We start from the raw sequence: 17,658 nt of genomic DNA, 5'->3' as shown, positions 1-17,658 counted from the left end.
GACCGGTGTGCGCTCGTTGCGTTCTATGCCAGGCCAAAGCGGCGGAGCGAGGTGGCGAAGACACCGGCCTCGATGTCGGAGGCGACATGGACAATGTGTGCCGCGCGTGTCGGGTGATCCTGTCCGTTGGCGTTGGCGTTGGCGTTAGCACTACGGGATCAGTTCCCTTCTCCGGTGTCACCGTGTCTCCGCCGCCGCGAGCAGACGCAGCGCAACGGTAAGGGTCTCGCGGTAGAAGGATTCCGCGAGGGCGGACGTCATGCGGTGCCCACCGACAATCCGGCCCAGTTCCCTGGACGACTTCGCCGACACCACCCCGCCCTGACCGAGGCACCGGTCACTAGCTACTCGAAGCCTGGCTCTTTAGATACTCCAGCACCGCATCCTGGACCAACGCCGTAGCCGAGCGCCCCTCACGGATCGCTTGGTGCTGTACCTCGTCACGCAGGCTCTTAGACACCCGACAGGACAGCCAGACGACCGCCTCGACCACCTCGCTGCTAGTGCCCGTCGGGGAGCCGGCCGAGGGCTGGTCGGATGGCGGCCGAATCGGTGAGCTGGGCTGGTCCGCCCCCAGCTCCGGTGTAGGTGCCGGTGCGACGTGTTGCGGGACAGGTGGGACCGGTGCGTCCGGGTCGATCTGCAGCCGCGCCCGTGCCCGCAGCCGGTCCGCTTTCGCCTGGCTCATCGGGCCATCTCGATCGTGACCGGCCGGTCCTTCAACACACGCTCGTGCAGGAACGTCTCGAAGATTCCAGCGGGACCACGAGAAGCGACGTCCGAGCGGTCACCGAGGCGCTCGCCGAGCTGGAACGCTTCGTGGACGCTCGCGCGCCGAGGCACCTCGGCGCGGACCTCGCCCGGGAAACGGCTGTAGACCTCCTCCCGGATCGCAATATCCATGCTGACCCGACTGTCGAACCCCGACAGCACCACACCCAGCCACACCAGCGGGTGCACCCGCTGTCGTACCGGCCGCCCAGTGGCGGCGGGCATAGACGCTGCGACTCACACCCGATCAGATGTTCGAAGATCCTCGGCGTCCGTCGATCGGGGAACGGTGTGCACGTAGAGATTCTTCAGCCGGCGGTGGACGATCCGCCAGCCCTCGGGGCGGCGCTCCAGGTCGTCGTGAAACATGCCGGCGGCCATGACATTGGCCGGCTGACCGGTCCTCGTCTCGTGGCTATGCAGGTGCGGGGAGAGCGCCGTCGCCTTGTCCCCGTCGATCGTCACAGTGGCGTGTCCCTCGACGTGCTGCCACACGGTGAAGATGGCCGCCATGCCGGCGTCGCGGTTCGGACCGCGCATGACGTCAGCGAGATCGTCTCGGCTCATCGCTGCCGGCATGCCGGCCTCGGAGTAGTCGAGCACCGCGTCCTCGGAGAACACATCCGACCAGTGTTCCAGCACGTTCAGGTTGTCGCTGTGGGGTTGGTGCAGGTCCTGTCCGAGCGCGTAGCGCGCGATCACGTCCTGAATCTCGATGCGGTCCAGCAGGTATCGGACGTCCGACTCGAGTGACATGTGCTCTCCCTCGGTGTGATGACGGCTGTGCGGCGCGGCCAGCCGATCGATCTGTTCAGGTTCCGCGGCACGGCGACGTCCTGGGCCACCGCGAGGAGGTCACGACAGGTCGTCCGTGACCAGATCGGAGTCGGCCGGTGGGTCGCCGGGCAGCGATCGTCCACTCCGGACCGTCAGGCCGTCCAGCATCACCGCGAGCATCCGGCGTCCCTGCTCGGGCGCCGGAGCCAATCCCAACGCGTCGACAGCGGTCGACGCGGCCTGAGTGAGGCCCAGTACGTCTCGCCAGGTCACGTCCGGGCGCATCGCGCCGGCGTCTTGCGCGCGCTCGACCATCTCCGCCAATGAGGCGCGCAGCTTTCGAATGTAGGGGGTGTATACCTCAGCCCGGTAGGTCTCCGGTCTCGCGACCAGCTCGGCGAGCCCGCGGTTGGCGACCCACTGGTCGACGATGACGCCGAGGAACCGCTCGAGGTCGGGCAGCGGCGCCGAACCGGCCAGGGCGGTATCGGCTGCATCCTGGGAGCGGTCGAGGACGTCCAGCAGCGTCTGTTGGAGCAGAGCCTCTCTCGAACCAAAGCGCCGGTAGAGCGTGCCGACACCGACCTCAGCGCGTTCGGCCAGGTCGGCACTGGTGATGTCGAGGCCCCGCTCGGCGACCAGGACTCGAGCGGCGTCCAGCAGTCGCAGTCGCTTCCGGCGGGAGTCCGCACGTTCTCGCGGCGGCGACTCGGCCGGACGGTCAGGATGCATGCGCCGGACCGTATCAGAACGGAGAGCTGACGTCCGAACGGACGATGTTCGTCCGTTCTGTGTTACGGTGAGGTCCGGGTCGATCGAGTCGCGACCATCCGTCTCAGCGCGGCTGCTGCTCACGCATCACGGAGGACCGTGCCATGGAATCCACGGAGGACGGTTGCGGAGGCGGTATTACGCCTGCCGTGCCGAGCTCGACCGCTCCGGCGCGTCGGTCGTGATCGGCCGACCCGGCATGCACGACGACAAGCCACGCTACGAGCTGATGGCGCTGCCTCCGGACAGCACGTATGACGAAGTTGCGGCGGTACTCGGGATGCCGCATCCCCCGTTCGGATATCACGTCGAACGCGATGTGCAGACGCCGACCAGGGACGGTCACCTGCTTTCCGGCGACCATTACGTGCCGCACACCGACCGCCCCAAGGGCACCTTGCTCGTGCGCACCCCTTATGGCCTGACCTTCCCGTTCACCTACGTGTGGTCGGGCATCTTCGCTGCCCACGGTTACCACGTGCTGTTCCAGAGCTGCCGGGGTACGGCCGGCTCATCGGACGTGTTCCAGCCGATGGTGCGCGAAGCCCAGGACGCTCAGGACACGGTGGCGTGGCTACGCGAGCAGTCGTGGTTCGACGGGAACCTCGTGACCGGCGGTGCCTCGTACCACGCGTTCACCCAGTACGCCCTGCTCCAGGATCCGCCCCCGGAACTGCGCGCGAGCCTCATCGCGATGGGCCCGCACGATTTCGGTCGTGTGGTGTTCGAGCACGGAGTCTTCCAGCTGCAGACCTGGCTCGACTGGAGCGTTCGGATGGCTGAGCTCGAGCGGGCGATCGCCGCCGGCGGAGTCGAGGACGCGGTCGCCCGAGCCGAACTCGACGCCGGCGCGCTCCCCCTCGGTGACGCCGCCGATAGCCTGATGCACCGCGACGCGCCCTGGTACCGGGAGTGGCTGCGGCACACCGATCTGGATGACGAGTTCTGGGCGCCCTACCGAGCCACCCATGCGCTGGACCGGATCACGACGCCGGTGCTGCTGATCGGCGGTTGGGACGACGTGTTCCTGGACCAGACAGTCGAAACGTTCACCGCACTGCGCGATCGAGGGGTCGACACCGCCCTCACAATCGGCCCCTGGCAACACCTCGACCTGGTGGGAAGGGCGGCGCCGACACTCATCCAGGAATCGATCGCATGGCTCGATCACCGCCTGCACGGCGGCCCCTCGGACCGGTCCCCGCTGCGGCTCTACGTCCGTGGAGCACAGCAGTGGCGCGAACACCCGGAATGGCCCACCGCGCAGAGCACGTGGGCCGTCACCGGTGCCGGTCGCCTCGGCCAGGGGCAGCCGACACCGCAACCACCACATGCACCTACAACCCCCGGGGAGCGACACCCGCGCTCGGCGGCCGACGCAACTCCACAGAGGCCGGACAATTCGACAACGCCCCTGTCGAAACCCGCGACGACGTCATCGTGTTCACCAGCGAGTCGTTCGGTGAATCACTCGACATCATCGGCATTCCGCACATCGAAGTCTCGGTCAGCGTCGACAACCCGCACGCCGACCTCTTCGTCCGCCTCTGTGACGTCGACGAGAACGGAATGTCGACCAACTTCGCCGACGGCATCCGACGCCTCGACCCCAACGTCACCGCCGGACGACGACAAACAGTGTCTCTCGACCTGGATCCCTGCGCCCGCCGCATCCAAGCCGGCCACCGGCTACGCCTGCAGATCGCCGGCGGAGCGCACCCACGGTTCGCACGCAACCTCGGCACCGGAGAACCACCAGAACACGGAACCACAACGCACACCACACGCCACACCATTCACCACGACGACACGAAACTGACCCTCCCCGTCGAAAACTGACCAGGCCGGGCGTGCCGAACAAGTCCGCGGCAACGACCGAGCTCCAACGCTCTCGGTTGGCCACGATGCCGTCGAACCGCCCCATCGCTCACCGCCTCCCAAGACAATCACCCAAGCATCACCGACCACCGACCACCTCGACGAAGATGACAACCTGCAGGTCAGCGATTCTCTCCGGTGCCCGGGCGACGGCGTGGTCGACGACCTCACAGCGGTTGCGACCAATCCGATGACCGCGAGCGCATCGATGGGATCGAACTTGCCGTAGGCGCGTGCCATCGCGGGGGTGACAACTCTCCAGACACCAGGCCCCGGAGGTCCCGTCGCACCTTTCGGATCGTGCTGTACGGATTGATGTCCGGGGGTGCTCAACCCCGCCGAACTCGCCCACACCATCGTCGCCGCACACACCGCATCGGAACAACCCGGCCGCTATCAGGACGAACGCGCGTTCGCTAGCCCGCCACGAGATCAACCACCACGGCGACAAGCCGCCGCACCCTCCCGAGCCACCCCGCTAAGCCATGGTCGGGACTCAGACCCCCGAACCCGCTGACACCTCACCCGACCTGATCAACACCATCGACCTCCTCAACGAAGATGAACAACCGCAGGTCAGCGACGACCCCACTGACCACCTGCAGGGTGTCACCGGGTCGAAGACGAACTCCTGGTTCTCGATCAAGGCACGACACCCTCTTTCTGACACCAGAGGGCGAGCGGCTATCCACCTGACGAGCGCCGTGGCGGGCAGGTCGATTCCACGGGGCACATCCCTGGCGGCGGTCCAGCGCTCCCGGAGGCGCGCTCGAGGTGCGGTCCGACCCGGTGAAGCCCGACAAGTTCTGGGCTGACACACGCTGACCGGCGGAACGCGGTCAGGACTGATTCAGGGCCCGTTCTATCGCGCGGCGGGCCCGACCAGCGGCTGCTTCATCGTGCTGGAGCTGCATGGCCGCGTTCAGCGCCAGACCGGCGGCGATGATCTCGAACAGCGCCTGGTCGATGTCGAACCCGGCGGGCAACTCGCCGCTGTCTACCGCCGAGGACAGATCCGCCCGTAGCTGTTCCCGCCAGCGCGACCACACCTCGGCCACCGCGTCACGGACCCGACCGGGGCGGCCGTCGTACTCAGTGAGCGCCGCGGTCATCAGGCAGCCGCCGGGCAGCAGTGGCGTGTGCAGGTAGCCCACGGAGTTGGCGCACACCGCGCGCAGCCGCCGCAGGCCCGGCGGCTGCGCCAGTGCGGGCTCGACCACCCGGTGCCAGAAGTCCAGGAACGCCTTGTCCAGCGTGGAGATCTGCAGTGTCTCCTTGGCGCCGAAGTGCTTGTGCACCCCGGATTTGCTCATCTCCAGCTCCTCGGCGAGCCGGCCGATGGTGATGCCATCCAGGCCTTCCTCGGAGGCGATCGCCGCGGCACGGTCCAGGATCCGTTCCCGGGTGGCCCGCGCTTCGGCCGCTGAACGCCGAGGTGACATAGCGCAAGGATACCGTACGGCCGTTCGCTATTGATTTGGCGAACGCTCGTACACTAAAATCCGCGACAGTGACCGAAACGAGGGAGTGCGGAATGCGAGTGCGCAGACTTGGCTGGGCCGGTCTCGAGATCGAGGCGGGGGGCGCGCGGCTGGTGATCGACTATGTGCGGGACCTGTCCCCGCTGTTCACGGGATGGCCGCGCGGCGAGGGACTAGCGGTGCCGAGCGGCACGGTCACCGCCGCGCTGCTCACCCACCTGCATCGGGACCACACCGACGCGGCCGCGCTCGCCGATGCTCTCGCGCCGGGGGCACCGGTGCTGCGGCCCGCTCCCGGGCACGGCGACGACGTGGACAACGTGACGACACTGCTGGCCGAGCGCGAGCTGACCCGACATCGACTGGCCACCGACGTCGTGGATGCCTGGTCCAGCCGCGAGCTCGGGCCGTTCCACATCACGGCGGTACCCGCCGTCGATGGACTGGGCGACCCGCAGCTCAACTGGGTGGTACAGGCCGACGGGCAGCGAGTCTTCCATGGTGGCGACACGATGTTCCACGGCTACTGGTGGCTCATCGCCCGCCGGTTCAGCCCCTTCGACGCGGTGTTCCTGCCTGTCAACGGCGCAGTGGTCGACGCACCGCACCTCCAGCCACCGAGCCCGCTACCCGCCGCCATGGACCCGAGCCAGGCCGCCGCCGCGGCGGAAATCCTCGACGCCCGGCACGCGGTGCCGATGCACTACGAGACAGACCAGCCGGACAAGATCGCGGGCTACGCCGAGGTCACCGAACCCGCGAACGAGTTCCGCACACACGCCAGACAACGCGCACACGTGCTGCCCACCGGGCAATGGCTGAACCTCGCCGCATGAGACGCAAACCTTCGCCACACAGGCCCGATATAGGCCAGGACGAGGGAAAGCACTTCGACTGAGTACACAAACTAGGGGCGTCGCGGCCACCGGCGACGATACGCAACAGGCGCCAAGGCAGACAGGGCACAACGTGTCGCATGCCCAGTCAGCGGTTCGTACCCATCGTTTCGAGTACGAGCCGGGGCAGACCCGGCTTCCGCGGAGTGTGCCTTCCACAGTGGAGCGCAGGGGTTGGAGACCTACCCGGGAGTCGAACCCGGAAACGACGGCTTTGCAGGCCGTCTCACGACCGTCGCGACGTAGGTCCTGCTCGCGCGCCCCGGTGTCGAACCGGGCACACCAGAGATATGAGTTCCGGATGGCCGCCGGACCACGCGCGATGGACTCCCCACACCGAGCAGCAGCTCGGCGAAAAGGGAGGTGGGGTGACCGACCGGACTCGCACCGGCCTGGACCAGGCCCACAACCTGGTGCCTCGACTGCTTCGGCCTCGATCACAGTCGTCACCGGCGGGAACCGAACCACGCGACCTCCCACCTGTCAGGCGGGCGCTCTGCCTCTGAGCTACGGGACGTTGGTCTCGCCACCCCCGAGGGGGTTGGCGAGGGTGTGGCGTACGCATGCCAGGACTCGAACCTGGGTCAACCCGGTGTAGGCGGGTCGCTCTTGCCGCTGAGCTACACGCGCGAAATACCCCACCCCTCGACCAACGTCGAAAGGCGGGCTGGTGGAGAACAAGGGTGTCGAACCCTTCGAAACGATCTTGCAAGGATCGTCCGCGCGCCGGCGCGTCCCCCGAAGCACCCGACACCCACAGGTGTCGTGTGGGTGTGGCTCCCCCGCCAGGAGTCGAACCTGGTCCTCCCGGTTAACAGCCGGGCATGCCGCCGAGCGCACCGCGGGGGAATGAAGGGTTGGGCGTGCCCCCGGCAAGAGTCGAACCTGCGATCCCCGGCGTCGGAGGCCGGTGCCTTATCCGCTGGGCCACAGGGGCGTGGCGTGTTCCGAACCGTGTGCCGCGTAGGTCGCCGGGGATTCGAACCCCGAACCCGCCGGTTAAGAGCCGGCTGCTCTGACCGTTGGAGCTAGCGACCCATACCCGCACCAGGGGCCCGGGCGGGAGCGGAGGATGCAGGATTCGAACCTGCGCGGCGCGTCGACGCCGACCACCGTTTTCGAGACGGCTGCCCTACCAGGCTCGGCCAATCCTCCTCGACGGCACCGAATGCCCGGCTGGGCATCGCGTGCCGCGTGGTCGAGGTGCCAGGAGTCGAACCTGGTCCGGCGCCTTATCAGGGCGCTGCACAGACCGCCATGCTCCACCTCGTCTACTTGCGTGTGTCGCGTGTGTTCGTGTGTGTTTGCGCGTGTTTTCGTGTGTTGCGGAGAGCGCGCGACTCGAACGCGCGCCGGGAGTTCTTCCCGGACCTCGGATTAGCAATCCGGTGCCTTACCAGACTCAGCCAGCCCTCCAGCGTGGGTTTTGCTTGTGCCTCTGGCAGGAGTCGAACCTGCAAACCCCGCTCGGGGTGCGCGGGTTTGAGCCGCGTGCGTCAGCCTGTTGCGCCACAGAGGCCTCGAACCACTACTGCTGCCCGGCGAGGGTTCGAACCTCGGTCTCCGGATTCAGAGTCCGGCGTCCGTGCCGATCTGGACCAACGGGCATCGACCAGCTCGTCGAGTCGGGCTCCCGGTCCAGGGTTCGAACCTGGAACTCCGGAACCAAAGTCCGGCGTGCTGCCGCTACACCAACCGGGACCGAAATGCTGCCCGGACGTTGCCGGGTTGTGGTGCCCCTACCAGGATTTGAACCTGGACTGAACGCGTTCTGAGCGCGTCTCCTCTGCCGTTGGGCTACAGGGGCCAGTCCGCCATCGTGACCGTGTTCGTCATCTGTGGCGGCTGTGGAGCCTCCCTCGGGAGTCGAACCCGAATCCTCCCGGTTACGAAGCGGGCGCTCTGCCGGTTGAGCTTGAGAGGCACATTCACGGTGTGTGCGTCGCGTGCGGTCGCCTCTCCCCGTTGGGCTACAACCGCTGGGTTGGAGCGAGTGACGGTAGTCGAACCCGTGCCTCCCGCGCTGACAACGCGGTGCCTTGACCGTTGGGCTACATGAGCAAGAACCGCGACATGACCGGGCCGCCGCGAACAGCCACGTGACCGAGGCCGGTCACATGGCCGGGATTTCTGAGCACCCCCACGAGGAGTCGAACCTCGATCCCGGCGTTCGTAGCGCCGTACTCTGTCCGTTGAGCTACAGGGGTCTGGTGACCGATCCGGGCCTCGAACCCGGTCTTCCGCGTTGAAAGCGCGGCGGCCTAGCCGGTCAGCCGCATCGGCCATGCTCGGTGGTGCATCGGCGGGCATCGAACCCGCTTCTCCTCCGGTGGAAGCCTGGCGTGTCCGCCGAGTTCACCACGACCGCACGAACAACCACGACGGCTTCCGGTTCCGTCGTTTTGGTGCCCTTCACAGGAGTCGAACCCCGTATCCCACGGCGTAGAAGGCCGGTGCTGAAGTCCGTTGAGCTACAAGGGCAGACGGTGGTGAGGGACGGACTTGAACCGCCACAGCCCCACTGCCTCCCCAAGTCTTCCGGTGCCGGGCAGGGGCTCCCCCAGTCCACCCGGCACCGGGTGCCCGCGTCGGCGCGCGGGCAGAAGCTCGCCACCATCCACCGCGTAGGCCAGGCATCAAGAATCAGCCGGAACGGTCGGGGCGAGCGTGCTTATGTGCTCCACTGTGGAATTGTCAAAACAACAAGCACTCACACAAATGAGTGCACTGCGCCGGCGGGAGGAGTCGAACCCCCAAGGCACGGATTTGAGACCGATCCGCTTCCAAAGCTCACCGACATCAACCCGGAAAACGTTTTTCGGGCACGGCGAATAGAAAAGCCGCCCTAATCGGTTTCCCGACGGGCGGCTCCCTGACCAGACGCTGGAGGCGTCAGGGCGGAGAGCCGGTGCTGCTCAGCAGCACATGTTCGGGCAGCACGAAGATATTCGGGTAGCCCCGCGACAGGCATGAGGCGGCGATCGCGGCGCGGCGCTGATCGCCTTGTCCGCTTCGCGTCCAGATGCTTGCCATTGGGGCTCCTTCAATCGGTGTGATTCCATCATCCATGATTGATATCGAGTCGTCAATCGTGTTTTCGAATATTTTTCCTCGACCGCTGTTGATTCACCTGCTAAACGGCGGCGTTGGTTGCGCTCGCGCGAGGAACTGCCTTTGGTCGGCGTCGCGTCAGGTCCTTCACTCCAGCGGACCAGGTCCTCGCGCGAGCGGTACCAGGCCTTGGGGAAGTAGGGGCTGACCTGGTCGCCAGGCGGATGGCGCCGGCCGCGATCGCGGTCCGATCTGCGCGTCGACCGGCGGCGAGACAGGCGGCGAGACAGGCGGCGAGACAGGCGGTCCAGACCCTAAACTCCTCGCGCGCTTCGCCACCGTGGCCGAAGATGTTGCGGGTGGGCTGGGAGGCACTCGAGCAGTGGGACACGGACGTCGTGCTCGGCGAGCCGCTCACCGACGGGGCCGGCGTCAACCAGGTACGGAGCGTGCGCGTCAACGGACACCGCGCGGTCGCCCGGCTCGGCCACCGCACCGACGCGGACCTGGCGTGGGAAACCCACCTAATGCGACACCTCGCCCGGGCAGGGATGACGGTGCCGGCGCCGATCCCGACCACACACGGGCGGTACTTCGCCCAGGGACTGGTGGTGATGACCTACATACCCGGCCGGACACCAGAGACCGAAACCGACTGGCGTCGCGTCGCCGACACACTCCGCCGACTACACCGGCTGACCCGCGGCTGGGCCCAACGCCCAGGCTGGCGATCCTCGACCGACCTCCTGCACACCGAGACCGGGACCAGAGTCAACCTCGCCGCGATGCCAGCCGAAAGCGTCCAGCGATGCCGGGCCGCGTGGGCCCGACTCACCAACCGTGCGAGCTGCGTCGTCCACGGCGACCCCAACCCCACCAACATCCGCATCACCAACGACCACGTCGCACTGATCGACTGGGACGAGGCGCACCTCGACGCCCCCGACCTCGACCTCGCCCTGCCCCACAACGCCGCCGGCCTCGACCACCACACCTACGACATCGCCACACAAGCACGGGCCGCCTGGGACGCCGCCATCTGCTGGGACCCCACCGCAACCGACCCGTTCGCGGCCCAACGACTCGCCGAAGTCCGAACAGTCTGAACGCCTCCCGTGACCATGGACGTCGGCTCGGTCGAGACATCAGACGAGACGTGACAGATACCGCTGCGCAGCACCGCTCCGGCCGGTGGCTCAGATGAACGCAACACACCTCGGGGTCCGCGGTGGCTGAAACGTTCAAGACAGCCCGGCACGACTTCACCACCATGACCGCATGGACCTGCAACTCGAGGGAAAACGCGCGCTGGTGACCGGCGGCAGCCGAGGCATCGGCCTGGCTGTGGCGAGGGAACTACTCGCCGAAGGAGCCCGTGTCGCCATCGTCGCGCGGGACGCAGCCACGCTCCACACCATCGCGGGCTCGCTCGGTGAGCGCGCCGTCGCCATCACCGCGGACACCGGTGACGACCGGTCGGTGCGAGACATGGCCACTCGCGCGATCGAGCTGCTCGGCGGCGTCGACATCCTCGTCAACGCCGCGGCGCGGCCGAGTGTCCCAGGAGCGAAGCCCAAGCTCAGCGAGATCACCGACGCCGAGTTGCGCGACGAACTGGAGATCAAGCTTCTCGGCTACCTGCGCTGTGCAAGAGCATTGGCACCGGGAATGATCAAACGCGGCTGGGGCCGCATCATCAACATCAGCGGGCTTCACGCGCGGATGACGGGTTCGCTGATCGGCTCTGTCCGCAATGTCTCGATCGCCGCGATGACCAAGAACCTCGCCGACGAACTCGGTCCGGCCGGCATCAATGTGACAGTGGTGCATCCCGGCTACACAGTCACCGAGCGGACCCCCACGGTACTCGGCGCCATCGCCACCGCACAGGGAGTGAGCGAGGCGACGGTGCTGGCGGGACTGAACAGCATGACCAGCATCGGCCGGATAATCACCGCCGAGGAGGTGGCCGCCGTGACGGCCTTCCTCGCTTCGCCGCGCAGCGTATCGATCACCGGCGACGCCATCGCCACCGCCGGCGGCATGCGCGGCCCGATCCACTACTAGACGACAGCCCTCCCGATCACGGCGAGAACACACCCCCAGTGCAGATATTCATCGGCACGGCTGGGATCAGCCACAACACCGTGTTCCTGATCTCTCAAATCGGCTCCCAGGTCGCCACGCGGTTCGCTCAGGGACTGGAGCCTCTCGGGATACGGCCAGCTCATTTCGATGTCCTGGTTCAGATTTCACGCAGCGAAGGTCAGTCTCAGCAGCGGCTCGCCGAGCTGGTCGGGGTGCACCGCAATGTCATGGTGGGCTTGATCGACGACCTCGAACGACGTGAACTCGTAGAGCGGCGATCTCATCCGGAAGACCGGCGCGCCCACGCCATTCATCTGGCTGGAGCTGCCTTCGAGCTGCTGTCGCGCGCCGAACTGGTAGCCGAAGAGTGCGAGGCTTCCCTGTTCGCGGGGATCGACCCGGCCGAACATGATCATCTGCGTGAGGTGTTGCAGCGCATCGCCCGTCACGTGGGGCTCACCCCCTCCCTCCAGCACGTCCACGCATGAGGGCTGAGGCACGGGGATGACGTACAGCCATGGCGTGATGTGACGGGCGCGAGGCAGGCGCGCAGCTACCTACCGTGCCCGTGCGGAGTCGATCAACCTGGTCTGCCGCATTCCCAGCAGGAGGAGCGCATGTCCGAGTCTCTGTCCTCGCCGAGCCGGCGGGGATTCCTGGCGACCTCGGCGGCCGCGCTGCTGGTCACCGCGACCGCCGCGGCGTGCGGGCCGGCGCGGCCGGGTGCATCGAACGGAGCCACCGCCACCGCCACCGCGGGTACGGCAGGCGGGGGCGGGGAGGCGATCCGACCCTTCCGGATCAACGTTGCCCAGGAACAGCTCGACGACCTCCGCCGACGCGTGGTGGCGACCCGCTGGCCGACCCGGGAGACCGTGCCGGACCAGTCCCAGGGCGTCCAGCTCGCCAGACTGCAGGAGCTGGTCCGCTACTGGGGAACGGACTACGACTGGCGCAAGCTGGAGGAACGGGTCAACGCGCTGCCACAGTTCCTCACCGAGATCGACGGGCTCGACATCCACTTCCTGCACATCCGCTCGAAGCACGCCAACGCCCTGCCGATGATCATCACGCACGGATGGCCGGGATCGTTCCTGGAGATGCTGAAGGTCATCGGCCCGCTCACCGACCCCACCGCGCACGGCGGCACCGAAGCCGACGCCTTCCACCTGGTGATCCCCTCGATGCCCGGGTACGGCTTCTCCGGGCAGCCCACCGCCACCGGCTGGGGACCGGACCGGATCGGGCGTGCCTGGACCGTGCTGATGGACCGGCTGGGCTACCGGCGCTACGTCTCCCAGGGCGGTGACTGGGGCGCGGTGATCTCCGACCGGATGGCCCGCCAAGCCCCGCCGGGACTCGTCGGCATCCACGTCAACATGCCGGCCACCGTGCCGGCGGACATCGCGAAGGTCCTCAACGACGGTGGGCCCGCCCCCGAGGGGCTCGCGCCCGACGAGAGGGCGGCGTTCGACTCGCTCAAGGCCCTCTACACCAGGGGCAGCGGCTACTCCGCCATGATGGTCACCCGCCCGCAGACCGTGGGATACGGACTGTCGGACTCCCCCACCGGCCTGGCCGCCTGGATGTACGACAAGTTCGCCCAGTGGACCTACAGCGGCGGCGACCCCGAGCGTTCGCTCACCAAGGACGAGATGCTCGACGACATCACGCTGTACTGGCTGACCAACTCGGTGAACTCGTCCTCGCAGCTGTACTGGGAGAACAACGCGAACAACTTCAACGCCGTCGACATCTCCCTGCCCGCCGCGATCACCGTCTTCCCGGGCGAGCTCTACCGGACCCCACGCAGCTGGGCCGAGCGCAGCTACCACAAGCTGATCCACTTCGGAGTGGTCGACAAGGGCGGCCACTTCGCGGCGTGGGAGGTGCCCGACCTGTTCAGCGCCGAGATGCGCGCCGCGTTCAGGTCCCTAAGGGCCTAGGCCGGCGTCGCGCGCCCACTCCGCAAGGTGGCACGAATGCTCCCGGGTACGTTCCAGACCGTGGCCAGCTCACCATTCGTACCGGCGGACTTCTCGCCGCCGACCACTCTCACCACCGACGACTTCCGCCTCGAGCCGCTGGGACCTCGGCACAACGAGGACGACCACAGGGCGTGGAGCTCCAGCATCGAACACATCCGGGCGACACCCGGGTTCCCCGACGGTAGCTGGCCCCCTGTCGACGGAATGACGCTCGAGGCCAACCTCTCCGACCTGCGCCGCCACGCCGACGACTTCGCCGCTCGCAGAGGGTTCACGTTCACCGTGCTCGACCCCGGCGACGGTGACGTGATCGGTTGCGTCTACCTCTACCCGGCCGTCGACCACGACGTCACCGTGCAGTCGTGGGTACGCGCCAGCCGAGCCGAACTGGACGTTCCACTCGCCGACGCCATCGCAGGCTGGCTCACCGCGCAGTGGCCTTGGCGACGGGTGGACCGCGCCGGCCGCTGAGGCCTCTTCCCGCTGGTCAGCACACACCGTTTCCGGGCACGGTGTGTGCCGTCCGGTGACGTTGGTCGAGCTCGGCGCGGATCTGCTCCGCATGCTCGCCGAGCTCCGGAGCCGAGGCGGCCGGAGCGGCCCCGGTGCGGGAGAACCTGGCCGGCAGCCGAGGTTGGCGCAGCGTGCCCAGCGTGGGGTGCTCGTGGGTCTCGAACAGCCCGCTGGCCAAGGCCTGGGGGTCGGTGAACAGGTCGGTCACGCTGTTGACCGGAGTCGCGGGGATGTTGGCCGCCTCCAGCACCCGCCGCCACTCGTCGGTCGACCGCGTTCGAAGCACCTCGGCCACCAGTGCGTACAGCTCGTCGATGTGCTCGGTGCGCCCGGCGATCGAACGGAACCGAGGGTCATCGGCCATCTCCGGTCGCCCGGCGAGGGAGAAGAACGCGCGCCACTGTGCGTCGGTGTAGACCAGCACGCCGAGATGACCGTCGCTGGTCTCATACGGCCGGCGATGCGGCGAGGACGTCCTGGCGTACCCGACAGGGCCCGCCGGTGGATCGAACACCCAGCCGCCCTGCTGGTCCAGCAACAGGAAAGCGGCCATCGACTCGAACATCGGCACCTCGACCGCCTGACCTCTTCCGGAGCCGGAGCGTTCGTAGAGCGCGGCCAGTATCGCGCCCAGCGCCAGCGTGCCGACCGTCTTGTCCGCGACCGGGGTACGCACGTACGCGTTCCCCTGGACCCAGGCGAAGCCGCTCGCGGCCTGGATCACGTCGTCGTAGGCCGGCCTGTCGCGTTCTGGCCCGGTCGAGTCGAAACCAGGTAGCGAGCAGTACACGCACCCCGGGTTCACCTCGGCGATGGCCGGGTACTCGATTCCCGCCCGGCGCGCCGCCGCCGGCCGCATGTTGTGCACGAACACGTCGACGGTGCCGGCCAGACGCAGCAGCAACGCACGGTCCGCGTCCTGCTTGAGGTCGAGCGTGATGGATCGCTTACCCCGGTTGGCGTTGAGGAAGACCGGCCCCATCCCGAGGCCCCGATAGTCCGAGATGCCCCGTGTGATGTCCCCGGCGGGGGCCTCGACCTTGATCACGTCCGCGCCCATCTGGGCCATCAGCATCGTGGCGTAAGGGCCCATGAACGTGGTGGTCAGGTCGAGCACGCGTAAGCCGTGCAGCGGCCCATGGCCACGAGTGTCACCGGTCTGTGCGTCGGTCACTGGACCCTCCGTAGAATTGGCGCCAATATAGGCACCTATTGTTCCGAGGGTCAACGGCGTCGAGCGGGAGGCAACCGTGACCGACCGGCATGCGCGGGGCACGGTACTGGCGGCTGTCGATCAGCTTCACGACATGGTGCTGACCATGGAGCTGCTGCCCGGTCAGCCGATGCGCCAGGAAGCACTGGCCGTGCGCCTCGGAACCAGTCGCGCCGGCGTCCGTGAAGCGCTGCGCGTACTGGAGAGCGAAGGCATCCTGGAGTACCGCCGCAACATCGGGTACGCGGTCGCACGCCTGACCGCATCCCAGCTCGAACAGGCCTATCTGATCCGAAAAGCGCTGGAGACGGAGGTGTTTCGGGCCCTACCGCCACTCGGGACCGAGCAGCTCGACGAGCTTGCCCGGATCAACGACGAACTCGCCCTGGCCGGTGAGCGCCGCGAGATCCTGACCGCGCTCAAGCTGAACCAGAAGTTCCACTTCACGATCTTCCGGGCTTCCGGACTCGACCTCGTCGTGGACGAGCTCCTGCGGATCTGGCAGCTGACCGACGCCTACCGCGCCGTCTACCTGTACGACCAGGCCGCGCGCGAACGGATCGTCGCCGAACACACCGGACTCATCGAGGCACTGCGACGCGGCGACACCGAAGCGCTCATCCGGCTGGCCGACGATCATCGGGGCCCGATCCACGACCAGATCGGACCGCTGCTCAAACATGCCGCCACCAGGTAGCGCACCGTCCGGCCGCGAGCACGGCACCGAGGTGGTGCGCGAACACACCCGGCTCAAGAGCGTGTGGATCAACACGAGCGACGAGCCCGCCGCGAGAAGGGAACGCACGATGGACACCGCGACCCGCGTCGACTTCTACTTCGATCCGGTCTGCCCGTTCGCCTGGATCGCCTCACGGTGGATTCTCGAGGTGGAGAAGCTGCGCCCGATCGACCTGCGGTTCCGGATCATGAGCCTGGCCGTGCTCAACGAGGGCCGGCCAGGACATGTCCCCGAGGCCGACAAGGGACCGGACAGCGCCTGGCGTCCGGTGCGGGTGGCCGCCGCGCTCGCCGACCGCCGCGGTGAGCAGGCGCTGCGCGACTACTACACCGAGTTCGGCACCCGGTACTTCAACCAAGGCATCAGGCCGCGGGGCGCGGTGCTCGCCGCCGTGCTGACCGCGCTCGACGCCGACGACCTCGCCCCGGCCGCCGACTCCACCCGCTACGACCAGGCCGTGCGTACCAGCCACCACGAGGGCATGGACCCGGTCGGCACGGAGGTCGGCACCCCCACCATCCATGTCGACGGCGTCGCGTTCTTCGGCCCGGTACTCAGCGCCGTCCCCCGAGGCCAGGCCGCGCTCGACACATTCGACGGAGCGGTGCTCCTGGCCTCGAACCCGCACTTCTCCGAGCTCAAACGAACCCGGAGCGGCGAGCTGAACTACGAGTGAGGGCGGCCGGGCTCACTCCGGTCTCCCGCCACCACCAGGACTCGGCGCTTGCCCGTTCTCGGGTTGCTGATCAGCACGGCGCGGGTCCGTTCGAACGCGCGCAGGCCGACCCGGCCCTCGCGCTCCTCCCGGTGAACGAGGGCCTCCCCGACAGCCTTGCGCACCTCGGGGTCCTCGACGAGGGTCACCCTGGCCGCGCTCCGGTCCTGCCAGGTGCACACCAGGTCGAGGAGTCCGACGACCTCCGCCTGGTCGGGTTCGGTGCCTTCCCAGAGCACCAGCACGTACTCGATGTCCCCGACGCGCCGGTTCGCCGGCTGACGCCGGGGGCGTCCGGTCGGGAGCACCGGCGTGCCGAGCGTGCCCCCGCAGCCCGGCTCGGGGCAGTCACGGTCGTTCGGTGCGAGACAGTCGCGGCACAGTGTGTAGCGGCACACCTGGCACTGCAGACCGATCGGGTTGCTGACCGCCATGCGCTGGCCGAGCGTCAGGATGTGGCTGGAGAACCAGTGCAGCTGACACGACACGCACTCCGTCGCCACCGGCGCAAGGTAGGGGTTGGTGAGCTGTTCGGAGGTGATCGGCTCGGCCACGCCGGAGCCGGAGCCCGCTGTCCGTCCCGAGCAGAGCAGCAGCACACCCTCGAAAGCGGCGGCGGAGCGCCCGTCGCGGCGCAGCGTGGCCACCACGAGATCGAGCGCCGATCGTTCCCGGCCGACCCGGTGCAGCTCCTGGAGCCGCTCGTACAGACCGGGGATCGGGTCGAACCGATCGGGGAAGTGAAACGCCTCAGCGTCGTGCCGTGCCATCAACCAC

17 protein-coding genes, 17 tRNA genes and 1 pseudogene are annotated in these 17,658 nt (G+C 67.7%); 10 read left to right on the top strand and 25 right to left on the bottom strand.

What is annotated here, in order from left to right:
* Positions 1-340 precede the first annotated feature (340 nt).
* The 4 genes from G406_RS56910 to G406_RS47340 all read right to left on the bottom strand — a co-directional run bounded on the left by G406_RS56910 (position 341) and on the right by G406_RS47340 (position 2,280).
* Positions 341-688 carry a hypothetical protein gene (locus G406_RS56910; RefSeq protein WP_156934933.1) on the bottom strand — a complete coding sequence of 116 codons (348 nt, stop codon included), beginning with the start codon at positions 686-688 and terminating at the stop codon, positions 341-343.
* The gene (locus G406_RS0116195; protein WP_156934932.1) at positions 685-996 is read right to left on the bottom strand and encodes a ParA family protein; all 312 of its coding nucleotides are present in this window, start codon (positions 994-996) and stop codon (positions 685-687) included. The genes G406_RS56910 and G406_RS0116195 overlap by 4 nt, the downstream gene beginning before the upstream one ends.
* 12 nt (positions 997-1,008) lie before the next feature.
* Positions 1,009-1,527 carry a nuclear transport factor 2 family protein gene (locus G406_RS47345; RefSeq protein ID WP_051342187.1) on the bottom strand — a complete coding sequence of 173 codons (519 nt, stop codon included), beginning with the start codon at positions 1,525-1,527 and terminating at the stop codon, positions 1,009-1,011.
* 99 nt (positions 1,528-1,626) lie between these two features.
* The gene (locus G406_RS47340) at positions 1,627-2,280 is read right to left on the bottom strand and encodes a TetR/AcrR family transcriptional regulator (protein WP_051342186.1); all 654 of its coding nucleotides are present in this window, start codon (positions 2,278-2,280) and stop codon (positions 1,627-1,629) included.
* Between G406_RS47340 and G406_RS58870 the strand changes: the two are divergent.
* Together G406_RS58870 and G406_RS58865 are read left to right on the top strand one after the other, a co-directional pair.
* Positions 2,165-3,418: pseudogene (locus G406_RS58870) on the top strand (CocE/NonD family hydrolase); the annotation flags it as partial. The gene G406_RS47340 and the pseudogene G406_RS58870 sit on opposite strands and share 116 nt — an antisense overlap.
* Before the next feature lie 59 nt (positions 3,419-3,477).
* Positions 3,478-4,158 carry a CocE/NonD family hydrolase gene (locus tag G406_RS58865; protein WP_425414596.1) on the top strand — a complete coding sequence of 227 codons (681 nt, stop codon included), beginning with the start codon at positions 3,478-3,480 and terminating at the stop codon, positions 4,156-4,158.
* 878 nt (positions 4,159-5,036) lie between these two features.
* On the opposite strand, the gene G406_RS0116175 is transcribed toward G406_RS58865, so the two are convergent.
* Entirely contained in the window at positions 5,037-5,639 is a 603-nt protein-coding gene (locus tag G406_RS0116175; protein WP_028934634.1) for a TetR/AcrR family transcriptional regulator, read from the bottom strand.
* Between the two features lie 92 nt (positions 5,640-5,731).
* Here G406_RS0116175 and G406_RS0116170 point away from each other — a divergent pair, with 92 nt between their 5' ends.
* On the top strand, positions 5,732-6,514 hold the full coding sequence (locus G406_RS0116170; RefSeq protein ID WP_028934633.1) for an MBL fold metallo-hydrolase: 783 nt from the start codon (positions 5,732-5,734) through the stop codon (positions 6,512-6,514).
* A 235-nt stretch (positions 6,515-6,749) separates the two neighbouring features.
* On the opposite strand, the gene G406_RS56905 is transcribed toward G406_RS0116170, so the two are convergent.
* The 18 genes from G406_RS56905 to G406_RS56900 all read right to left on the bottom strand — a co-directional run bounded on the left by G406_RS56905 (position 6,750) and on the right by G406_RS56900 (position 9,607).
* Positions 6,750-6,823 (bottom strand) — tRNA-Cys (locus G406_RS56905).
* Between the two features lie 194 nt (positions 6,824-7,017).
* Positions 7,018-7,091 (bottom strand) — tRNA-Val (locus G406_RS0116165).
* Positions 7,092-7,132: 41 nt separating this feature from the next.
* Positions 7,133-7,204 (bottom strand) — tRNA-Val (locus G406_RS0116160).
* A 144-nt stretch (positions 7,205-7,348) separates the two neighbouring features.
* Positions 7,349-7,423, bottom strand: a tRNA-Asn gene (locus tag G406_RS0116155).
* A gap of 15 nt (positions 7,424-7,438) precedes the next feature.
* Positions 7,439-7,511: transfer RNA gene (locus G406_RS0116150), tRNA-Arg, on the bottom strand.
* Positions 7,512-7,538: 27 nt separating this feature from the next.
* Positions 7,539-7,612, bottom strand: a tRNA-Lys gene (locus G406_RS0116145).
* Positions 7,613-7,640: 28 nt separating this feature from the next.
* A tRNA-Ser gene (locus G406_RS0116140) sits at positions 7,641-7,729 on the bottom strand.
* Positions 7,730-7,769: 40 nt separating this feature from the next.
* A tRNA-Ile gene (locus G406_RS0116135) sits at positions 7,770-7,844 on the bottom strand.
* Positions 7,845-7,900: 56 nt separating this feature from the next.
* Positions 7,901-7,990: transfer RNA gene (locus G406_RS0116130), tRNA-Ser, on the bottom strand.
* 17 nt (positions 7,991-8,007) lie between these two features.
* A tRNA-Leu gene (locus G406_RS0116125) sits at positions 8,008-8,093 on the bottom strand.
* 15 nt (positions 8,094-8,108) lie between these two features.
* Positions 8,109-8,182: transfer RNA gene (locus tag G406_RS0116120), tRNA-Gln, on the bottom strand.
* 22 nt (positions 8,183-8,204) lie between these two features.
* Positions 8,205-8,275: transfer RNA gene (locus tag G406_RS0116115), tRNA-Gln, on the bottom strand.
* A 30-nt stretch (positions 8,276-8,305) separates the two neighbouring features.
* Positions 8,306-8,381: transfer RNA gene (locus G406_RS0116110), tRNA-Leu, on the bottom strand.
* 41 nt (positions 8,382-8,422) lie between these two features.
* Positions 8,423-8,498 (bottom strand) — tRNA-Thr (locus tag G406_RS0116105).
* A 211-nt stretch (positions 8,499-8,709) separates the two neighbouring features.
* A tRNA-Arg gene (locus G406_RS0116100) sits at positions 8,710-8,781 on the bottom strand.
* A 1-nt stretch (position 8,782) separates the two neighbouring features.
* Positions 8,783-8,858: transfer RNA gene (locus G406_RS0116095), tRNA-Glu, on the bottom strand.
* 119 nt (positions 8,859-8,977) lie between these two features.
* A tRNA-Arg gene (locus tag G406_RS0116090) sits at positions 8,978-9,055 on the bottom strand.
* A gap of 411 nt (positions 9,056-9,466) precedes the next feature.
* The gene (locus G406_RS56900; RefSeq protein WP_156934931.1) at positions 9,467-9,607 is read right to left on the bottom strand and encodes a hypothetical protein; all 141 of its coding nucleotides are present in this window, start codon (positions 9,605-9,607) and stop codon (positions 9,467-9,469) included.
* A 368-nt stretch (positions 9,608-9,975) separates the two neighbouring features.
* Between G406_RS56900 and G406_RS0116085 the strand changes: the two genes are divergently transcribed.
* From G406_RS0116085 to G406_RS0116065, 5 genes are all read left to right on the top strand, one after another.
* Positions 9,976-10,731, top strand: coding sequence for a phosphotransferase enzyme family protein (locus tag G406_RS0116085; protein ID WP_211241169.1), 756 nt, complete (start codon positions 9,976-9,978; stop codon positions 10,729-10,731).
* Between the two features lie 172 nt (positions 10,732-10,903).
* On the top strand, positions 10,904-11,692 hold the full coding sequence (locus G406_RS0116080) for an SDR family NAD(P)-dependent oxidoreductase (protein WP_028934631.1): 789 nt from the start codon (positions 10,904-10,906) through the stop codon (positions 11,690-11,692).
* A gap of 38 nt (positions 11,693-11,730) precedes the next feature.
* A complete protein-coding gene (locus tag G406_RS59735; RefSeq protein ID WP_084216112.1) occupies positions 11,731-12,201 on the top strand; it encodes a MarR family winged helix-turn-helix transcriptional regulator in 471 nt (156 codons plus the stop codon).
* A 129-nt stretch (positions 12,202-12,330) separates the two neighbouring features.
* Positions 12,331-13,659 carry an epoxide hydrolase family protein gene (locus tag G406_RS0116070; RefSeq protein ID WP_028934629.1) on the top strand — a complete coding sequence of 443 codons (1,329 nt, stop codon included), beginning with the start codon at positions 12,331-12,333 and terminating at the stop codon, positions 13,657-13,659.
* 36 nt (positions 13,660-13,695) lie between these two features.
* Complete coding sequence (locus tag G406_RS0116065; RefSeq protein ID WP_245607129.1) at positions 13,696-14,172, top strand: GNAT family N-acetyltransferase; 477 nt, start codon at positions 13,696-13,698, stop codon at positions 14,170-14,172.
* Between the two features lie 16 nt (positions 14,173-14,188).
* Here the strand turns inward: G406_RS0116065 and G406_RS47330 are convergent, their stop codons facing one another.
* Positions 14,189-15,388, bottom strand: coding sequence for a CaiB/BaiF CoA transferase family protein (locus tag G406_RS47330; RefSeq protein ID WP_156934930.1), 1,200 nt, complete (start codon positions 15,386-15,388; stop codon positions 14,189-14,191).
* Between the two features lie 76 nt (positions 15,389-15,464).
* On the opposite strand from G406_RS47330, the gene G406_RS47325 reads away from it, so the two are divergent.
* Together G406_RS47325 and G406_RS0116050 are read left to right on the top strand one after the other, a co-directional pair.
* Positions 15,465-16,124, top strand: a complete 660-nt coding sequence (locus G406_RS47325; protein ID WP_051342184.1) for a GntR family transcriptional regulator — start codon at positions 15,465-15,467, stop codon at positions 16,122-16,124.
* Between the two features lie 109 nt (positions 16,125-16,233).
* Entirely contained in the window at positions 16,234-16,842 is a 609-nt protein-coding gene (locus G406_RS0116050) for a mycothiol-dependent nitroreductase Rv2466c family protein (protein WP_028934627.1), read from the top strand.
* Here the strand turns inward: G406_RS0116050 and G406_RS47320 are convergent.
* Positions 16,833-17,651, bottom strand: coding sequence for a hypothetical protein (locus tag G406_RS47320; RefSeq protein WP_156934929.1), 819 nt, complete (start codon positions 17,649-17,651; stop codon positions 16,833-16,835). The genes G406_RS0116050 and G406_RS47320 overlap by 10 nt on opposite strands.
* Positions 17,652-17,658: the final 7 nt, after the last annotated feature.

Source organism: Actinospineispora spinosispora DSM 44797 (assembly GCF_000429025.1).
Taxonomy (GTDB): Bacteria; Actinomycetota; Actinomycetes; order Mycobacteriales; family Pseudonocardiaceae; genus Pseudonocardia; species Pseudonocardia spinosispora.
The sequence above is the reverse complement of the archived record's forward strand: the minus strand, read 5'-3'. Positions and strand labels throughout refer to the sequence as shown.

Excerpts from the sequence above, each read along its gene's own strand:
- G406_RS56910 (WP_156934933.1), bottom strand. The coding sequence starts at position 688 with ATGAGCCAGGCGAAAGCGGACCGGCTGCGGGCACGGGCGCGGCTGCAG.
- G406_RS0116195 (WP_156934932.1), bottom strand. The coding sequence starts at position 996 with ATGCCCGCCGCCACTGGGCGGCCGGTACGACAGCGGGTGCACCCGCTG.
- G406_RS47345 (WP_051342187.1), bottom strand. The coding sequence starts at position 1,527 with ATGTCACTCGAGTCGGACGTCCGATACCTGCTGGACCGCATCGAGATT.
- G406_RS47340 (WP_051342186.1), bottom strand. The coding sequence starts at position 2,280 with ATGCATCCTGACCGTCCGGCCGAGTCGCCGCCGCGAGAACGTGCGGAC.
- G406_RS58865 (WP_425414596.1), top strand. The coding sequence starts at position 3,478 with ATGGCTCGATCACCGCCTGCACGGCGGCCCCTCGGACCGGTCCCCGCT.
- G406_RS0116175 (WP_028934634.1), bottom strand. The coding sequence starts at position 5,639 with ATGTCACCTCGGCGTTCAGCGGCCGAAGCGCGGGCCACCCGGGAACGG.
- G406_RS0116170 (WP_028934633.1), top strand. The coding sequence starts at position 5,732 with ATGCGAGTGCGCAGACTTGGCTGGGCCGGTCTCGAGATCGAGGCGGGG.
- G406_RS56900 (WP_156934931.1), bottom strand. The coding sequence starts at position 9,607 with ATGGCAAGCATCTGGACGCGAAGCGGACAAGGCGATCAGCGCCGCGCC.
- G406_RS0116085 (WP_211241169.1), top strand. The coding sequence starts at position 9,976 with ATGTTGCGGGTGGGCTGGGAGGCACTCGAGCAGTGGGACACGGACGTC.
- G406_RS0116080 (WP_028934631.1), top strand. The coding sequence starts at position 10,904 with ATGGACCTGCAACTCGAGGGAAAACGCGCGCTGGTGACCGGCGGCAGC.
- G406_RS0116070 (WP_028934629.1), top strand. The coding sequence starts at position 12,331 with ATGTCCGAGTCTCTGTCCTCGCCGAGCCGGCGGGGATTCCTGGCGACC.
- G406_RS0116065 (WP_245607129.1), top strand. The coding sequence starts at position 13,696 with ATGCTCCCGGGTACGTTCCAGACCGTGGCCAGCTCACCATTCGTACCG.
- G406_RS0116050 (WP_028934627.1), top strand. The coding sequence starts at position 16,234 with ATGGACACCGCGACCCGCGTCGACTTCTACTTCGATCCGGTCTGCCCG.
- G406_RS47320 (WP_156934929.1), bottom strand. The coding sequence starts at position 17,651 with ATGGCACGGCACGACGCTGAGGCGTTTCACTTCCCCGATCGGTTCGAC.